Here is a 14,615-nt window from a genome sequence, read left to right as displayed (position 1 = left end):
CCGCCGCGCTCCGCCCGTCAGGGCGCGGGCGGTTCCAGCCGGTCGCGCCGCCACTCCTTGACGCCGGCGACGAACGCCTCGACGTCGGCCGCCTTGCCGGACGCCATCTCCTCGAACCAGTCCGGCACGTAGTGCTCGAACCTGCCGGTCTCCAGCGCGGCCAGGACGGCGTCGGCGACGCGCTGCGGCGGGAGCGCGTCGGACACGTCGCTCAGCGGCGGCTCGTTGCCCGGCAGCGTGAACAGCTCCGTCCCGGCGATGAGCGCGGGCTGGACCACGTGCGCCAGCACGCCCGTGCCGTCGAGGTCGACCGCCATGCTCTCCCAGAACGCGGTGAGCGCCGCCTTGGACGCCCCGTACGCGCCCTCGTGCGGCGGCCCGAGGCGCGCCGCGACCGACCCGATCGCCACCAGGTGCCCGCGCCCGCGCGCGATCATGCCGGGCAGCAGCGCCAGGGTGAGCCGTACCGGGGAGGCGTAGTTCAGCAGCATCACCTCCTCGGCCTCGGCGGGCGTGAGGTCCTGGACGCGGCGGCGCTTCGGCATCCCCGCGTTGTTGACCAGCACGTCCACGCCGCCCAGCTCGCGCTCGGCGGCGGCCGCGAGGTCGGCGACGCCGTCGAGGTCGCCCAGGTCGGCGGTCCACATCGCCGAGTCGGGGGAGTGCTCGCGGCAGCGCGCGAGGACCTGCTCGAGCCTGTCCTTGCGCCGCGCCACCAGCCCGACGCGGGCGCCGGCGGCGGCGAGCGCCTCGGCGACCACCGCGCCGATGCCGGACGAGGCTCCCGTGACCAGCGCGGACCGTCCCGTCAAAGTCACCATGGCGCCCAACGTCACACACGCCGCCCGGACGGGCAAGGCGAAGCGCCGCCGCCGCCGGATCCGGCCGCCGAAGTCGCCGCGCGGGGCCCCTGCCCGGCCGGTAAGGTTGTGGGTTTCCCCAGTTCGCCCCTGCGCCGCCGGAGGTCTGCCCGCATGCCCGCCGAAACCGCCGAACCCGACGAAACGGAGATACTCGCCGGCACGGAGATACTCCCCGACACGGAAACCCTCCCCGAGCCGGAGGTCCTCGCCGCCGAACGCGCCCACCTGGCCGAGTCCCGCGCCGCGCTGCGCCGGATGCGCGAGCACGCCGCGAGTCTGTCGGCCGACGTCGCCGCCGACTGGGTCAGCAGGCAGATCCTGGAGTCGATGCTCGACCGCCGGGTCGCCGCGCTCGCCGACCACCCCGGCACGCCCCTGTTCTTCGGCCGGATGGACCGCGCCGCCGGGGGCGACCCCGACCTCCCCGGCGTCGTGTACGTGGGGCGGCGGCACGTCCACGACGGCGCCGAGGGGCGCCCCCTCGTGCTGGACTGGCGCGCGCCCGTCTGCCGCGCCTTCTACCAGGCCGGCCCCGCCGACCCGATGGGCTGGCGGCTGCGGCGCCGCTTCGGGTTCCGGGGCGGCGAGCTGACCGCGTTCGAGGACGAGCCACTCGACGGGCCCGCCGCCGGGCCGTCCCGGATCCTCACCGAGGAGATCGAGCGGCCCCGCACCGGGCCGATGCGCGACATCGTCGCGACCATCCAGCCCGAGCAGGACGTGATCGTCCGCGCGGACCTGCCCCGCACGGTCTGCGTGCAGGGCGCGCCCGGCACCGGCAAGACCGCCGTCGGCCTGCACCGCGCCGCCTACCTGCTGTTCACCCACCGGGAGCGGCTGTCGCGGTCCGGCGTCCTCATCGTCGGCCCGAACCGGGCGTTCCTCGGCTACATCTCGGCCGTCCTGCCGGCGCTCGGCGAGGTCCGGGTCGAGCAGGCCACGATCGACGACCTGCTCGGCGCGCCGCTGGGGGAGGAGTCCGCGGAGGCGGCGGCCGCCAAGGGCGACGCGCGGATGGCGGACGTCCTGCGCCGGGCGCTGTGGCTGCACGTCCGCAAGCCCGAGGAGGGCCTGGTCGTCGCCCGCGGCTCGGTCCGGCACCGGCTCGCCGCCCACGAGGTCCGGGAGATCGCCGCCGGGCTGCGCGGCACCACCCGGTACGGGGCGGGCCGCGCCGCGTTCGCGCAGCGCCTCGCGCACCGGGTGCTGGTGCTGATGGAGCAGCGCGGCGAGGCGCCCGACGACCGCGTCCAGGACCAGGTCGCCCGGAGCCGGCCGGTCCGGGAGGTGCTGGACGCGGTGTGGCCGAAGGTGACCGCCGAGCAGGTCCTGTACCGGCTGCTGTCGGACGCGGAGTTCCTCGCCCGCGCGGCCGGGAGCGTCCTCGACGACGCCGAGCAGGCCGCGCTGAGGTGGCCGAAGGCGCCGCGCTCGCACCGGTCGGCCAAGTGGACCGCCGCCGACCGGGCCCTCCTCGACGAGCTGCGCGACCTCATCGACCGGACCCCCTCGCTCGGCCACCTCGTCGTGGACGAGGCCCAGGACCTGTCGCCGATGCAGCTGCGGGCGCTGGGCCGCCGCTGCGGGACGGGCTCGGCGACCGTCCTCGGCGACCTCGCCCAGGGCACCACCGCCTGGTCGGCCCGCTCCTGGAAGGACGTCCTCGCCCACCTCGGGCAGGACGGGGAGGTCACCGAGCTGACCCTGGGGTTCCGCGTCCCCGGCACCGTCCTGGACTACGCCGCCCGGCTGCTCCCGCACGTCGCGCCCGGCCTGGAGCGCCCGCGCTCGCTGCGGCCCGGCGCCGGCGCGCTGGAGGTGCGCCGCGTCGCCGACGTGGTCCCGGAGGCCGCCGAGGCCGCCCGTGCGGCCCTCGCCCGCCCCGGCTCGGTCGGCCTGATCGTCCCGGACGCCGCCGTCGCCGCGCACGCGGCGGCCCTCGCGGCGGCCGGCCTGGAGCACGCCGTGCTCGGCCCGGAGTCCGACGGCGCCGGCCGGCTCCTGGTCATCCCGGCGACCCTCGCCAAGGGCCTGGAGTACGACCACGTGATCGTCGCCGAGCCCGCCGCGATCGCCGCCGCCGAGGCGCGCGGCCTCGCCCGGCTGTACGTCGCGCTGACCCGCGCGGTCACCTCGCTGACCGTCCTGCACCGCGACGACCTGCCGGCGGAGCTGGCCGCCTGACGGGCCGCCTCCCGGCGGGGGCCGCTACCCGCGCGCGGCCGGTTCCCGGGCCGCGCGCGGGCGCAGCCCGTCGAAGGCGATCCGGAGGACGTCCTCGCGGGCCCCGGCGTGCCCGGCCGCGTACGACATGCCGGCCAGCAGCGCCATGACCTCCCGCGGGCCGACGTCGGTGCGGACGGCCCCGGCCTCCTGCGCGCGTTCGAGGAGCGCGCCGAGCGCCGTCCGCAGGCCGGGGCGGGCGCTCCCGGTGGCCGCGCGGGCGTCGACGCCCGCCTCTGCCAGCGCCTCGGTCACGGCCCGCTTCGCCGCCGCCTGCGCGACCACCCGGGAGAAGAAATCGAAGAACGCCTCGCCCGGGTCGGCGGACTCCGCCAGCTCCGCGGCCTCCCCGGCGAGCCGCTCCAGCAGCGCGACCAGCACGGCCTCGAGCAGCGACTCCTTGGTGGGGAAGTGCCGGAACACCGTGCCGATCCCGACGCCCGCCCGCCGCGCGACCTCCTCGGTGGACGCGGAGGTCCCCCGGGCGGCGAAGACCTCCTCGGCGGCGGCGAGCACCTTGGCCCGGTTGCGCAGGGCGTCGGCGCGCAGCGGCCTGCCGGAGTCGGGAGATGTCATCGCGGCCTTCCGATTGACAAGTGGAGTTTTGACTCCGTATTTTGCATTCGGAGTAAGAACTCCGATTGTAGGGGAGTCAGCCATGTCCGAGTTCGCCACCCCCCGGGCCGTCTTCCAGCGGCTGATCGACGGCATCACCGCCCGCCGGCCCGGCGACCTGCCGCGGCTGTACGCGGAGGACGCGGTCGTCGTCCACCCGTTCGCGCTGCCCGGCTCGCGGCTGGAGGGGCGCGACGCCCTGCGCGCGCACTTCGCCCAGCTGGAGACCCTGCCGCTGGAGATGGAGGCGCGCAACGTCGTCGTCCACCAGACCGCCGACCCGGAAGTGATCATCGCGGAGTTCGAGTACGCGGCGCGCAACACCGAGACGGGACGGGAGTTCGTGCTGCCGAACATCTTCGTCATGCGGGTGCGCGACGGGCACATCGTGGAGTCCCGCGACTACGCCCACCACCGGGTCTTCGAGCAGGCGATGGCGTGACCGGCGGGCGGCGCGGTTGACTCGCCGTCCGGTCGGTTCCTAGGCTGGACGGGCCATACCGACCGGTTGGTATGTCCGTTCGCGGGCGGCCCGGCCGCCGCCCGCCGCCCCGCGCGGAGGTCCGCCCTGTGAGCACAGCACCGCCCGACGCCGACGAGCTGAGCCGCCGGGTCGGCGAGTTCCTCGCCGCCCACGACCCCTCGGCCACCGAGCCCCTGGAGTTCCTGCGCGCCCGGTTCGACGCCGGGCTCGCCTGGGTCCACTACCCCGAGGGGCTCGGCGGGCTCGGCGCCCCGCGGCACCTGCAGCCCGCCGTCGACCGGGCGTTCGCCGCCGCCGGCGCGCCGGGCAACCACCCCGAGCGCAACGGCATCGGCCTCGGCATGGCCGCGCCGACGATCCTCGCGTTCGGCACCGAGGAGCAGAAGCGCCGCTTCCTGCGCCCGCTGTGGACCGGCGAGGAGCTGTGGTGCCAGCTGTTCAGCGAGCCCGGCGCCGGCTCCGACCTCGCCGCGCTCGCCACCCGCGCCGTCCGCGACGGCGACTCCTGGACGGTCAACGGGCAGAAGGTCTGGACGTCCATGGCGCACGAGGCGCGGTGGGCGATCCTCGTGACCCGCACCGACCCCGACGTCCCCAAGCACCGCGGCATGACCTACTTCGTGTGCGACATGACCGCGCCCGGCGTCGAGGTCCGCCCGCTGCGGCAGATCACCGGTGAGGCCGAGTTCAACGAGGTGTTCCTCACCGACGTGCGGATCCCCGACGCGCACCGGCTCGGCGAGGTCGGGCAGGGCTGGCGGGTGTCCACCACCACCCTGATGAACGAGCGCGTCGCGATCGGCGGCAGCGCCGCGCCGCGCGAGGGCGGCATGATCGGCGTGGTCGCCGCGCTCTGGCGCGACCGCCCCGAGCTGCGCACCCCCGGCCTGCACGAGGCGCTGCTGCGCGCCTGGGTGGAGACCGAGGCCGCCCGGCTCACCGGGCAGCGGCTGCGCCAGCAGCTCACCGCCGGGCAGCCCGGCCCCGAGGGCTCGGGGGCCAAGCTCGCCTTCGCCAAGCTCAACCAGGAGGTCTCCGGGCTGGAGCTGGAACTGCTCGGCGAGGACGGCCTGCGCTACGACGACTGGACGATGCGCCGCCCCACCGAGGTCGACTTCACCCGCCGCTCGCCCGGCTACCGCTACCTGCGCGCCAAGGGCAACTCCATCGAGGGCGGCACCTCGGAGATCCTGCGCAACATCATCGCCGAGCGCGTCCTCGGCCTGCCCGGCGAGATCCGCGTCGACAAGGACGTGGCCTGGAAGGACCTGCCCAAATGAGCGACCTGCTGTACTCGGAGATCGAGACCGACCTGCGCGCGGGCGTCCGCGAGCTGCTCGAGGACAAGGCGCCCTGGACGTCCGTCCTCGCCGGCGTGGAGAAGGACGCGCCCTACGACGCGGACCTGTGGCGCGCCGTCGCCGGGCAGCTCGGCTGCGCCGGGCTCCCCGTCCCCGAGGACCTCGGCGGCGCCGGCGCCACCTGGCGGGAGACCGCCGTGGTGATGGAGGAGCTGGGCCGTTCCGCCGCGCCCGTCCCGTTCCTGACCAGCGCCGCCGTCGCGACCGCCGCGCTGCTGGCCGCCGGCGACCGCGGCCTGCTCGCCGAACTGGCCGCCGGGGAGCGGATCGCGGTCCTGGCCGTGCCGTTCAGCACCCCGCCCGGCGGCGCCGCCGCCACCGTGCGGGAGGCGGACGGGACGCTGACCGGCGAGGTCACCAGCGTCGCCGACGGCCTGGCCGCCGACGTCCTGCTCGTCCCGGCCTCCGGCGGCCTGTACGCGGTGGACGCCGCCGACGCCCGCCGCACCGCCGTGACCTCGCTCGACATGACCCGGCGCCTCGCCGACATCGCCTTCTCCGGCGCGCCCGCCCGGCGCGTCGCGGCCGGCCTGGACGCGGTCCGGGCGGCCCTGCTGACCGGGGCGGCGATGCTGGCGTCCGAGCAGCTCGGGCTCGCCGAGCGCTGCCTCGACGACACCGTCGCCTATGTCAAGACGCGCTACCAGTTCGGCCGCCCGGTCGGCTCCTACCAGGGCCTCAAGCACCGGCTCGCCGACCTGTGGACGTCCATCACCCAGGCGCGGGCCGTCGCGCGGCACGCCGCGTCCTGCGTCGCCGCCGGGGACGGCGACACCCCGATCGCGGTGGCCGTGGCGCAGGCGCACTGCTCGGCCGTCGCCCTCAAGGCGGCGGAGGAGTGCGTGCAGATGCACGGCGGCATCGGCTTCACCTGGGAGCACCCCGCGCACCTGTACCTCAAGCGCGCCAAGGCCGACTCGATCGCCCTCGGGACGCCCGACCACCACCGCGCCGCCCTGGCGGAGCTGGTCGACCTGCCCCCGGCGTGACACCGGACCGGGCGGCCCCGCCGGGGCCGCCCGGTCAGCCGGTGATCACGGCCAGGACGCGCGCACCCGGAGGGAAGGCGCCGCGCTCGGCCAGCGCCAGCACGCCGAACATCATCTTCGCCGTGTAGACCCGGTCGAGGACGACGCCGTGGCGCTCCGCGAATCCGGCGATGAACGCGTCCAGCTCAGGGGTCCGCTTCGCGTAGCCGCCGAAGTGGAAGCCGCCTTCGACGCGCCAGTCGCCCCGCCGCTCCCCGTACGCCTCGCGCTGGAGCCGCTCGACCTCGTCGTCCATGAAGTCGCCCTTCAGCACGGAGAACCCGAGGGCCCGCTGACCGGGGGCCAGGCCGGCGGCGAGGCCGGCGAGCGTCCCGCCCGTCCCGCAGGGGACGCACACCACGTCGAAGCCCGGCACCTCTGCGCCGAGTTCCGCGCAGCCCCTGAGGGCCAGGGCGTTGCTGCCGCCCTCGGGGAGCAGGTAGAAGTCGCCCCACCGCTCGCGCAGGGCGGCGACGACCTCGGCCTCGTGCTTGCGGCGGTAGGCGGCGCGGTCCAGGTAGGCGAGGCGCATGCCCATCCGCTCGGCGTACGCCAGCGAGTCGTTCAGCGGCAGGTGCTCCTCGCCCCTGATCACCCCGATCGTCGCGAACCCGAAGATCCGCCCGGCCGCGGCGGTGGCCCGGATGTGGTTGGAGTAGGCGCCCCCGAAGGTCAGCAGCGTGCCCCTCGCGCGCGCCGGGCCGATGTTGTGCCGGAGCTTGCGCCACTTGTTGCCGGGCAGCTCGGGATGGACGAGGTCGTCCCGCTTGAGGAACAGCCGCACGCCGTGCCGCGCGGCCCGCTCGTCGTCCAGCTCCGCCACCGGGGACGCCGCGAGCGCGGCGGGCCCGGTCGGGCGCCCGCTCACAGCGGCAGCCGCAGCCGCCGTCCCAGCCTGCGAAAACGCGAGCCCTGGACGTGCTCGGGCGAGGAGTCCGGCACGGTCAGGCCCTCCAGCAGCGTCTCGAAGGAGGGCTGCCGGACGCACACCAGCGTCGCGCGGGCGCGCCGCGCGCAGTGCAGCCGCACCGACGGCCGCAGCAGCCGCGAGAAGGGGCCGCGCGTCCCGTGCCCGACGACCAGGATGTCGTCGTCGCCCGCCAGCCGGACCAGCGCCGCGCCCGGCTCGCCGACCAGCGCCAGCGCGGTCAGCTCGACCCCGCTCGGCGGGCCGCCGGAGACCTCGGTGAGCAGCCGCGCGACGAGCTCGGCGCCGGAGGCGCGCAGCGCCTCGGTGATGCCGCAGCCGAGCTGCCCCGCCGCCGACACGTGCGGCGGCAGCGGCGCCGCGTGCACGACCAGCAGCGGGAGCCGGCGCAGCCGCGCCGCGCCGATCGCCCAGGAGAGCGCGCAGCGGGCGCCCGCGGAGTCGTCCACCCCCACCACGATGCGGGGACCGCCCTCCGGTCTCGCGATCACGACCCCTCCTGTGCGCCGAGTGCCAGCAGTTTAGGCATACCCCCGGGGGCGGGGGGAGTGCCACGGCGAGGAAACGGCGTTTCCGCGCGAAGGCGCCCCCGGCGAGGGCGTGGCCGCTGGACCGGCCGCCGCCGCGCACGGCACACTTCCGGCATGGAGGCACCGCACGAGCACGACCCCGCCTGCGCCGTCGCGCACGGCGACGTCCGGCCCGAGGCCGAGGAGCGGACGCTGGTCGCGGTGTTCGCCGGCCCCGTCGCCGACCACCTGCTGCGCTACGGCGCCGACCTCGGCTACCGCACGTTCCTCGTCGACCCCGACAAGGACCGCGCGGGCGCCGCCGACCTGCCGCCCCTCGACGGCACCGCCGACGTGGTCGTCACCGACCACCACCGCCCCGAGCTCGGGCCCGTCCTGCGCGACGTGCTGACGCAGCCCGTCCGGTGGGTCGGCGTGATGGGCAACCCCCGGCACCCCGCACCGCACATCCCGGCGCTCACCGAGCTCGGCGTCCCGGCGAGCGAGATCGCCCGGGTGCACCGCCCCATCGGGCTCAACATCGGCTCCAGGACCCCCGCGGAGATCGCCATCGCCGCGCTCGCCGGGCTGATCGCCGACCGCAACGGCCGCCCCGGCGGCTTCGAGTTCTAGCGGGCCGCGGGTGCGCGCCGTCGCCTACGACGCCTTCCGGGCGCCGCCCGACGTCCGGGACCTGCCCGATCCGGCGGTGCCCCCGGGCGGCGCGGTGATCCGGGTCGAGGCCACCGGCGCCTGCCGCAGCGACTGGCACGGCTGGCAGGGCCACGACCCCGACATCCGCTCCTTCCCGCACGTCCCCGGGCACGAGCTGGCGGGCACGGTCGAGGAGGTCGGCGCGGGCACGACCCGCCACCGCCCCGGCGACCGGGTGACCGCGCCGTTCGTGTGCGCGTGCGGCCGCTGCCCCGCGTGCGCCGCAGGCGACCAGCAGGTCTGCGAGGCGCAGACCCAGCCGGGCTTCACGCACTGGGGCTCGTTCGCCCAGTACGTCGCCGTCCACGACGCCGACGTCAACCTGGTGCGGCTGCCCGAGGGGATGCCCTTCACCACCGCCGCCGCGCTCGGCTGCCGGTTCGCCACCGCGTTCCGGGCCGTCACCGCCCAGGGCGGCGCCGCCCCCGGCCGGTGGGTCGCGGTGCACGGCTGCGGCGGCCTCGGCCTGTCCGCCGTCATGATCGCCGCCGCGGCGGGCGCCCGGGTCGTCGCCGTCGACGTCGCGCCGCCCGCGCTGGAGCTCGCGCGGCGCTGCGGCGCGGCCGCCGTCGTCGACGCCGCCGGGCGCGACGACGTCGCCGCGGCCGTCCGCGACGCCACCGGCGGCGGCGCCCACCTGTCCCTGGACGCGCTCGGCAGCCCCGCCACCGCCCGCGCCTCGGTCGCCTCGCTGCGCCGCCGCGGCCGGCACGTCCAGGTCGGGCTGCTGCCGCCCGGCGCGGGCCGGGCCGACCTGCCGATGGACCGCGTCATCGCCTGGGAGCTGGAGATCGCCGGCAGCCACGGGATGCCCGCGCACGCCTACGGCCCGATGCTGGAGCTGGTGCGGGCCGGGACGCTGCGGCCCGACCTGCTCGTCGCCCGCGTCCTGCCGCTCGGCGAGGGGCCCGCGGCCCTCACCGCGCCGTCCGGCCCGGGCATCACGGTGATCCAGCCGCACCGGGAGGAGCCGCCGGCGGATCCGCCCGGAGCGCCGCCGCCCGGCGGGGGCCCTGCGTAGCATGAAGGCGTTGCACGCGTTCTGTCGGTGGGGTCGCCTACGGTCGCCGGAGACGGGGCCGTCCGGCCGCACCGTCCGAGCGATGCCGCCGACGTGAAGGTGACCACCACCATGGCGAACACCACGATCGAATCCGACCGCGACTTCCAGCAGCTCGCCGACCCGTACCGGCGGGAGCTGCTCGCGCACTGCTACCGGATGCTGGGGTCCATCCACGACGCCGAGGACCTCGTCCAGGAGACCTACCTGCGGGCGTGGCGGTCCTACGGCGACTTCGAGGGCCGGTCGTCGCTGCGGACGTGGCTGTACCGCATCGCCACCAACGTGTGCCTCACCGCGATCGACCAGCGCGGCAGGCGGCCCATGCCGTCGGGGCTGGGCGCGCCGAGCGAGGAGCCGGAGCGGCCCGTGGTCGCCTCGCCGGAGGTGCCGTGGCTGGAGCCCGCGCCCGACGCGGTCCTCGGCGCGGACGCCGCCGACCCCGCCACGATCGTCGCGGCCCGCGAGAGCACCCGGCTGGCGTTCGTCGCGGCGCTGCAGCACCTGCCCGCCAAGCAGCGGGTCGTGCTGATCCTGCGGGACGTGCTGAAGTGGCGCGCGGCCGAGGTCGCCGAGCTGCTCGACACCTCCACGGCGGCGGTCAACAGCGCGCTGCAGCGGGCCCGGGCCCAGCTGGAGCAGGACGCCCCGATGCGCGACGAGCTGGCCGAGCCGACCGACCCCGCCCAGCGCGACCTGCTGGAGCGGTACGCCAAGGCGTTCGAGGACGCCGACATCGCCGGGCTCATCGAGCTGTTCAAGAAGGACATCGTCTGGGAGATGCCGCCGTTCCCCGAGTGGTTCGTCGGCGCCGAGAACGTGGTGCGGCTCATCGCGGCCCAGTGCGCGCCCGGCCCGGGCGACATCCGGATGGTCCCCGCCGCCGCGAACGGGCAGCCCGCGTTCGGCCTCTACAAGCGCGCCGAGGACGGCGTCCACCGCGCCTACCAGCTGCAGGTGCTGAGCGTCACCGCGGACGGCGTCGCGCACGCCTCGGTCTTCTTCGACACGAGCCTGTTCCCGCTGTTCGGGCTGGCCGAGCACCTCTGAGCGGCGCAGCTCTGAGGGCCGCGCCGTTTCCACTGGGCGGAAACACCGTTCCGGCGCACCCGGCGAAGGGTGCCAGGGTGGGTGCACGGTGTCCGCGACGTGGGAAGGGAACGCCTATGGACGGCGCAGGGACCGGGGGAGCCGGGGAGGAGCGCACGCCGCACCCGCCCTACCTGTACCCCGGTTACAAGAGCACTGTGCTCCGCGCCCCGGCACGGGAGCTGGTCATGCCGAAGCTCGGCCCGGACAGCGTCGAGCTGACCTCGCCGGTCTTCGGCCACCAGGAGCTCGGCCGGCTGGACGAGGACCTCACCGTCCAGCACGCCGGTGAGCCGCAGGGCCAGCGGATCGTCGTGACCGGCCGGGTCCTGGACGGCGCCGGGCGCCCGGTGCGGGGCGCGCTGGTGGAGATCTGGCAGGCGAACGCGGCCGGCCGCTACAACCACCTCGGCGACATCCACCCGGCGCCGCTCGATCCGAACTTCACCGGCGCGGGGCGCTGCCTCACCGACGGCGACGGCCGCTACCGGTTCGTCACGATCAAGCCGGGCGCCTACCCGTGGGGCAACCACCACAACGCCTGGCGGCCCGCGCACATCCACTTCTCGGTGTTCGGGACCGCGTTCACCCAGCGGCTCGTCACCCAGATGTACTTCCCCGGCGACCCGCTGTTCGCCTACGACCCGATCTTCCAGTCGATCCCCGACGAGCGGGACCGGCAGAAGCTGGTCTCCCGTTTCGACATGGACACCACCGTCCCGGAATGGGCGCTCGGCTACCAGTGGGACATCGTCCTCGGCGACACCCCGATGGAGGCCTGATGAGCACACCGCCCCTCACCACTCCGTCCCAGACCGTCGGGCCGTTCTTCGGCTTCGCGCTGCCGTACGCGGGCGGCCCGGAGGTCGTGCCGCCGTGGCGGCCCGACGCGATCGCGGTGCGCGGCCGGGTGCTCGACGGTGCGGGCGAGCCGGTGCCGGACGCGCTGCTGGAGATCTGGCAGCCGGACGCGGACGGCGCGATCCCGCGCCGTCCCGGCGGGCTGGCCCGGGCCGGGCACGGGTTCTCCGGCTTCGGCCGCTGCGGCACCGACGCCGACGGCGGCTACTGGTTCAGCACCGTCAAGCCCGGTGCGACCGGCGGCGGCGACGCGCCCTACATCGCCGTGCTGGTGTTCGCCCGCGGCCTGCTCAAGCCCGTCTTCACCCGGCTGTACTTCCCCGAGGACGAGGCCGCCCACGCCGACGACCCGCTGCTCGCGCAGGTCCCGGCCGACCGGCGCGGCACGCTCGTCGCCGCGCGCGAGGGCGAGCGCGAGTACCGCTTCGACATCCGGCTGCAGGGGGAAGGGGAGACGGTCTTCCTTGCCTTCTGACGAGCACGGCTCCACCGGCGGGCACGGATCCTCAGGCGGGAACGGGTCCTCGGGCGGGCGGGGCGCGGCGCCGGACGCGGGGCTGCTGTCCCCCGTCCGCGCCGGGACGGCGGCGGAGGCCGCGACGAGCGACCTCGCCTACCTGGCCGCGATGCTGGACGCCGAGGCGGCACTGGCGCGCGCGCAGGCCCGCCTCGGCATCGTCCCCGAGGCGGCCGCCGCCGCGATCACCGCTGCCGCCGACCCCGCCCGCTTCGACCTCGTCGCGATCGCCCGCCGGGCGCGCGGCTCCGGCAACCCCGCGGTGCCGCTGGCCGCCGACCTGCGCGCCCTCGCCGGGCCCGCGGGCGAGCACGTCCACAAGGGCGCCACCAGCCAGGACATCGCCGACACCGGCGCGATGCTCGTCGCGGCCCGGGCCCGGCGCGCCCTCCTCGCCGACCTCGACCGGGTGCTGGACGCCCTGGCCGGGCTCGCGGCGCGGTACCGCGACACCCCGATGGCGGCCCGCACGCTCGGCCGGCAGGCGCTGCCGACCACGTTCGGCGCCAAGGCCGCGAACTGGCTGCTCGGCTGCCTGGAGGCCCGCGATGGGCTGGCCGCGCTGCCGCTGCCGGTCCAGCTCGGCGGCCCCGCCGGGACGCTCGACGCCTTCGGCGAGGAGGCCTTCGACCTGGTCGCGGCCTTCGCCGAGGAGACGGGGCTCGCGTGCCCGGTGCTGCCGTGGCACACCCGCCGGGCACCGGTCGCCGGGCTCGCCTCGGCGCTGGCGGTCGCCGCGGGCGCCCTCGGCAAGATCGCCACCGACGTGTGGCTGCTGGCGCAGAGCGAGGTCGGCGAGGCCGCCGAGGCCGCGGGCGCCGGGCGGGGCGGCTCGTCCTCGATGCCGCACAAGCGCAACCCCGCGCTGTCGGCGCTGGTCCGCTCCGCAGCGCTGCAGGTGCCGGCGCAGGCGCAGGTGGTGCTCGCCGCGCAGGCCGCGCCGCACGAGCGGCCGGCGGGGGAGTGGCACGCCGAGTGGCAGCCGCTGCGCGAGTGCCTGCGCCTCACCGGCGGCGCCGCGGAGACCGCCGCCGAGCTGCTGGAGGGCCTGGAGGTGTCCCCCGAGCGGATGCGCGCCGGCCTGGACGACCTGATCGGCGTGCTCGGCCGCGACCCGGGCACCGGCAACGCCGCCGCGCTGGTCGGCCGGGCCCTGGACGCCTACCGGAGGAGCCGCCCGTGACCGTCCCCCAGTACCGCCTGGACGGCCCGGAGGAGGCGCCGCTCGTCGTCCTCGGCCCGTCCCTCGGCACGACCGCCGACCTGTGGCTCCCGCAGCTGCCCGCGCTCACCCGCGCGTGGCGGGTGCTGCGCTACGACCTGCCCGGCCACGGCGGCGCGCCCGTCCCGGACGGCCCGTTCACCGTCGACGACCTCGCCGGCGGGGTCCTGGCCCTGCTGGACGAGCTCGGCGCTGAGCGGGCCGCCTACGCCGGGGTGTCGCTCGGCGGCGCGGTAGGCACCGCGCTCGCGCTGCGCGCGCCCGGACGGGTGGCCAGCCTGGTCCTGTGCTGCACGTCCCCGCGCTTCGGCGACCCGGGGCCGTGGCGGGAGCGGGCCGCGCTCGTCCGCCGCGAGGGGACCGGCCCGGTGGCCGACTCGGCGGCGGCACGCTGGTTCACCCCCGGCTTCACCGGCGCGGAGCCCTACGTGGCGATGCTCCGCGCGACCGACCCCGAGGGCTACGCCGCCTGCTGCGACGCCCTCGCCGGGTTCGACGCGACCGCGCGGCTCGGCGAGGTCCGCGCGCCGGCCCTGGTGATCGCCGGCGCGCAGGACGGCCCCACTCCGCCCGAGGGCCACGCCGACCGGCTCGCCGCGGGCATCCCCGGCGCCCGGCTGGCCGTGGTGGACGGCGCCGGGCACCTGGCGAACGCCGAGCGCCCGGACGCGGTGACCGCGGAGATCACCGCGCACCTGGACCGCACGTGGAAGGGGAGAGCATGAGCGGGGACGGCCTGACCGACGGGGAGCGGCACGCGCGGGGCATGCGGACGCGCCGCGAGGTGCTCGGGGACGCGCACGTCGACCGCGCCGAGGCGCGCAAGAACGAGTTCACCGCCGACTTCCAGGACATGATCACCCGGTACGCCTGGGGGGAGATCTGGAGCCGCCCCGGCCTGGACCGCAGGACCCGCAGCTGCATCACCCTCACCGCCATGGTCGCCGGCGGCCACCTCGACGAGCTGGCCATGCACGTGCGCGCCGCCGTCCGCAACGGGCTGACGCACGACGAGATCAAAGAGGTGCTGCTGCAGACGGCGATCTATTGTGGGGTACCGGCGGCGAACTCGGCCTTCGCCGTCGCCCAGCGGGTCCTCGACGAAGGGGAGTGACGAGCGGGTTCCGGGCGGCCGGCCCGG

At 76.6% G+C, this 14,615-nt stretch carries 16 protein-coding genes; 12 read left to right on the top strand and 4 right to left on the bottom strand.

The genetic code is table 11. From position 1 onward, the window contains the following. Positions 1-17 precede the first annotated feature (17 nt). Entirely contained in the window at positions 18-821 is an 804-nt protein-coding gene (locus CHF16_RS22065; RefSeq protein ID WP_089327999.1) for an SDR family NAD(P)-dependent oxidoreductase, read from the bottom strand. A 153-nt stretch (positions 822-974) separates the two neighbouring features. Between CHF16_RS22065 and CHF16_RS22060 the strand changes: the two genes are divergently transcribed. After that, on the top strand, positions 975-3,047 hold the full coding sequence (locus tag CHF16_RS22060) for a HelD family protein (protein ID WP_143228087.1): 2,073 nt from the start codon (positions 975-977) through the stop codon (positions 3,045-3,047). Between the two features lie 24 nt (positions 3,048-3,071). Here CHF16_RS22060 and CHF16_RS22055 read toward each other — a convergent pair whose 3' ends face one another. Beyond that, positions 3,072-3,662, bottom strand: a complete 591-nt coding sequence (locus CHF16_RS22055; protein ID WP_089327998.1) for a TetR/AcrR family transcriptional regulator — start codon at positions 3,660-3,662, stop codon at positions 3,072-3,074. A gap of 82 nt (positions 3,663-3,744) precedes the next feature. Between CHF16_RS22055 and CHF16_RS22050 the strand changes: the two genes are divergently transcribed. The 3 genes from CHF16_RS22050 (at position 3,745) to CHF16_RS22040 (ending at position 6,535) form a co-directional block, all read left to right on the top strand. Beyond that, a complete protein-coding gene (locus CHF16_RS22050) occupies positions 3,745-4,143 on the top strand; it encodes a nuclear transport factor 2 family protein (protein WP_089327997.1) in 399 nt (132 codons plus the stop codon). 128 nt (positions 4,144-4,271) lie between these two features. Then, positions 4,272-5,465: an acyl-CoA dehydrogenase family protein gene (locus CHF16_RS22045; RefSeq protein WP_089327996.1), complete on the top strand. Its 1,194-nt coding sequence runs from the start codon at positions 4,272-4,274 to the stop codon at positions 5,463-5,465. Next, entirely contained in the window at positions 5,462-6,535 is a 1,074-nt protein-coding gene (locus CHF16_RS22040) for an acyl-CoA dehydrogenase family protein (RefSeq protein WP_089327995.1), read from the top strand. Before CHF16_RS22045 ends, CHF16_RS22040 begins: the two co-directional genes overlap by 4 nt. A gap of 34 nt (positions 6,536-6,569) precedes the next feature. On the opposite strand, the gene CHF16_RS22035 is transcribed toward CHF16_RS22040, so the two are convergent. Continuing rightward, positions 6,570-7,442, bottom strand: coding sequence for a 1-aminocyclopropane-1-carboxylate deaminase/D-cysteine desulfhydrase (locus tag CHF16_RS22035; RefSeq protein ID WP_089327994.1), 873 nt, complete (start codon positions 7,440-7,442; stop codon positions 6,570-6,572). Beyond that, complete coding sequence (locus CHF16_RS22030; RefSeq protein WP_089327993.1) at positions 7,439-7,993, bottom strand: universal stress protein; 555 nt, start codon at positions 7,991-7,993, stop codon at positions 7,439-7,441. Before CHF16_RS22030 ends, CHF16_RS22035 begins: the two co-directional genes overlap by 4 nt. A gap of 153 nt (positions 7,994-8,146) precedes the next feature. On the opposite strand from CHF16_RS22030, the gene CHF16_RS22025 reads away from it, so the two are divergent. The 8 genes from CHF16_RS22025 to pcaC all read left to right on the top strand — a co-directional run bounded on the left by CHF16_RS22025 (position 8,147) and on the right by pcaC (position 14,588). Then, positions 8,147-8,644, top strand: coding sequence for an XdhC family protein (locus CHF16_RS22025; RefSeq protein WP_089327992.1), 498 nt, complete (start codon positions 8,147-8,149; stop codon positions 8,642-8,644). A gap of 10 nt (positions 8,645-8,654) precedes the next feature. Continuing rightward, on the top strand, positions 8,655-9,746 hold the full coding sequence (locus tag CHF16_RS22020) for a zinc-dependent alcohol dehydrogenase family protein (protein WP_089327991.1): 1,092 nt from the start codon (positions 8,655-8,657) through the stop codon (positions 9,744-9,746). 111 nt (positions 9,747-9,857) lie between these two features. Then, positions 9,858-10,835: a sigma-70 family RNA polymerase sigma factor gene (locus CHF16_RS22015; RefSeq protein ID WP_089327990.1), complete on the top strand. Its 978-nt coding sequence runs from the start codon at positions 9,858-9,860 to the stop codon at positions 10,833-10,835. Between the two features lie 116 nt (positions 10,836-10,951). Then, positions 10,952-11,656, top strand: a complete 705-nt coding sequence (gene pcaH, locus CHF16_RS22010) for a protocatechuate 3,4-dioxygenase subunit beta (RefSeq protein ID WP_089327989.1) — start codon at positions 10,952-10,954, stop codon at positions 11,654-11,656. Then, positions 11,656-12,210, top strand: coding sequence for a protocatechuate 3,4-dioxygenase subunit alpha (gene pcaG / locus CHF16_RS22005; protein ID WP_089327988.1), 555 nt, complete (start codon positions 11,656-11,658; stop codon positions 12,208-12,210). Before pcaH ends, pcaG begins: the two co-directional genes overlap by 1 nt. After that, on the top strand, positions 12,200-13,435 hold the full coding sequence (pcaB, locus tag CHF16_RS22000) for a 3-carboxy-cis,cis-muconate cycloisomerase (RefSeq protein WP_089327987.1): 1,236 nt from the start codon (positions 12,200-12,202) through the stop codon (positions 13,433-13,435). The genes pcaG and pcaB overlap by 11 nt, the downstream gene beginning before the upstream one ends. After that, positions 13,432-14,199, top strand: a complete 768-nt coding sequence (gene pcaD, locus CHF16_RS21995) for a 3-oxoadipate enol-lactonase (protein WP_179271645.1) — start codon at positions 13,432-13,434, stop codon at positions 14,197-14,199. The genes pcaB and pcaD overlap by 4 nt, the downstream gene beginning before the upstream one ends. Then, positions 14,196-14,588, top strand: coding sequence for a 4-carboxymuconolactone decarboxylase (gene pcaC / locus CHF16_RS42075; RefSeq protein WP_179271644.1), 393 nt, complete (start codon positions 14,196-14,198; stop codon positions 14,586-14,588). Before pcaD ends, pcaC begins: the two co-directional genes overlap by 4 nt. The last annotated feature ends 27 nt before the right edge of the window (positions 14,589-14,615 follow it).

It is taken from the genome of Actinomadura meyerae, assembly GCF_900188445.1.
GTDB classification, from domain to species: Bacteria; Actinomycetota; Actinomycetes; order Streptosporangiales; family Streptosporangiaceae; genus Spirillospora; species Spirillospora meyerae.
The sequence above is the reverse complement of the archived record's forward strand: the minus strand, read 5'-3'. Positions and strand labels throughout refer to the sequence as shown.

Bases quoted from the DNA above. Each gene is read 5' to 3' on its own strand.
- CHF16_RS22065 (WP_089327999.1), bottom strand. From the start codon at position 821: ATGGTGACTTTGACGGGACGGTCCGCGCTGGTCACGGGAGCCTCGTCC.
- CHF16_RS22060 (WP_143228087.1), top strand. From the start codon at position 975: ATGCCCGCCGAAACCGCCGAACCCGACGAAACGGAGATACTCGCCGGC.
- CHF16_RS22055 (WP_089327998.1), bottom strand. From the start codon at position 3,662: ATGACATCTCCCGACTCCGGCAGGCCGCTGCGCGCCGACGCCCTGCGC.
- CHF16_RS22050 (WP_089327997.1), top strand. From the start codon at position 3,745: ATGTCCGAGTTCGCCACCCCCCGGGCCGTCTTCCAGCGGCTGATCGAC.
- CHF16_RS22040 (WP_089327995.1), top strand. From the start codon at position 5,462: ATGAGCGACCTGCTGTACTCGGAGATCGAGACCGACCTGCGCGCGGGC.
- CHF16_RS22025 (WP_089327992.1), top strand. From the start codon at position 8,147: ATGGAGGCACCGCACGAGCACGACCCCGCCTGCGCCGTCGCGCACGGC.
- CHF16_RS22015 (WP_089327990.1), top strand. From the start codon at position 9,858: ATGGCGAACACCACGATCGAATCCGACCGCGACTTCCAGCAGCTCGCC.
- pcaH (WP_089327989.1), top strand. From the start codon at position 10,952: ATGGACGGCGCAGGGACCGGGGGAGCCGGGGAGGAGCGCACGCCGCAC.
- pcaG (WP_089327988.1), top strand. From the start codon at position 11,656: ATGAGCACACCGCCCCTCACCACTCCGTCCCAGACCGTCGGGCCGTTC.
- pcaC (WP_179271644.1), top strand. From the start codon at position 14,196: ATGAGCGGGGACGGCCTGACCGACGGGGAGCGGCACGCGCGGGGCATG.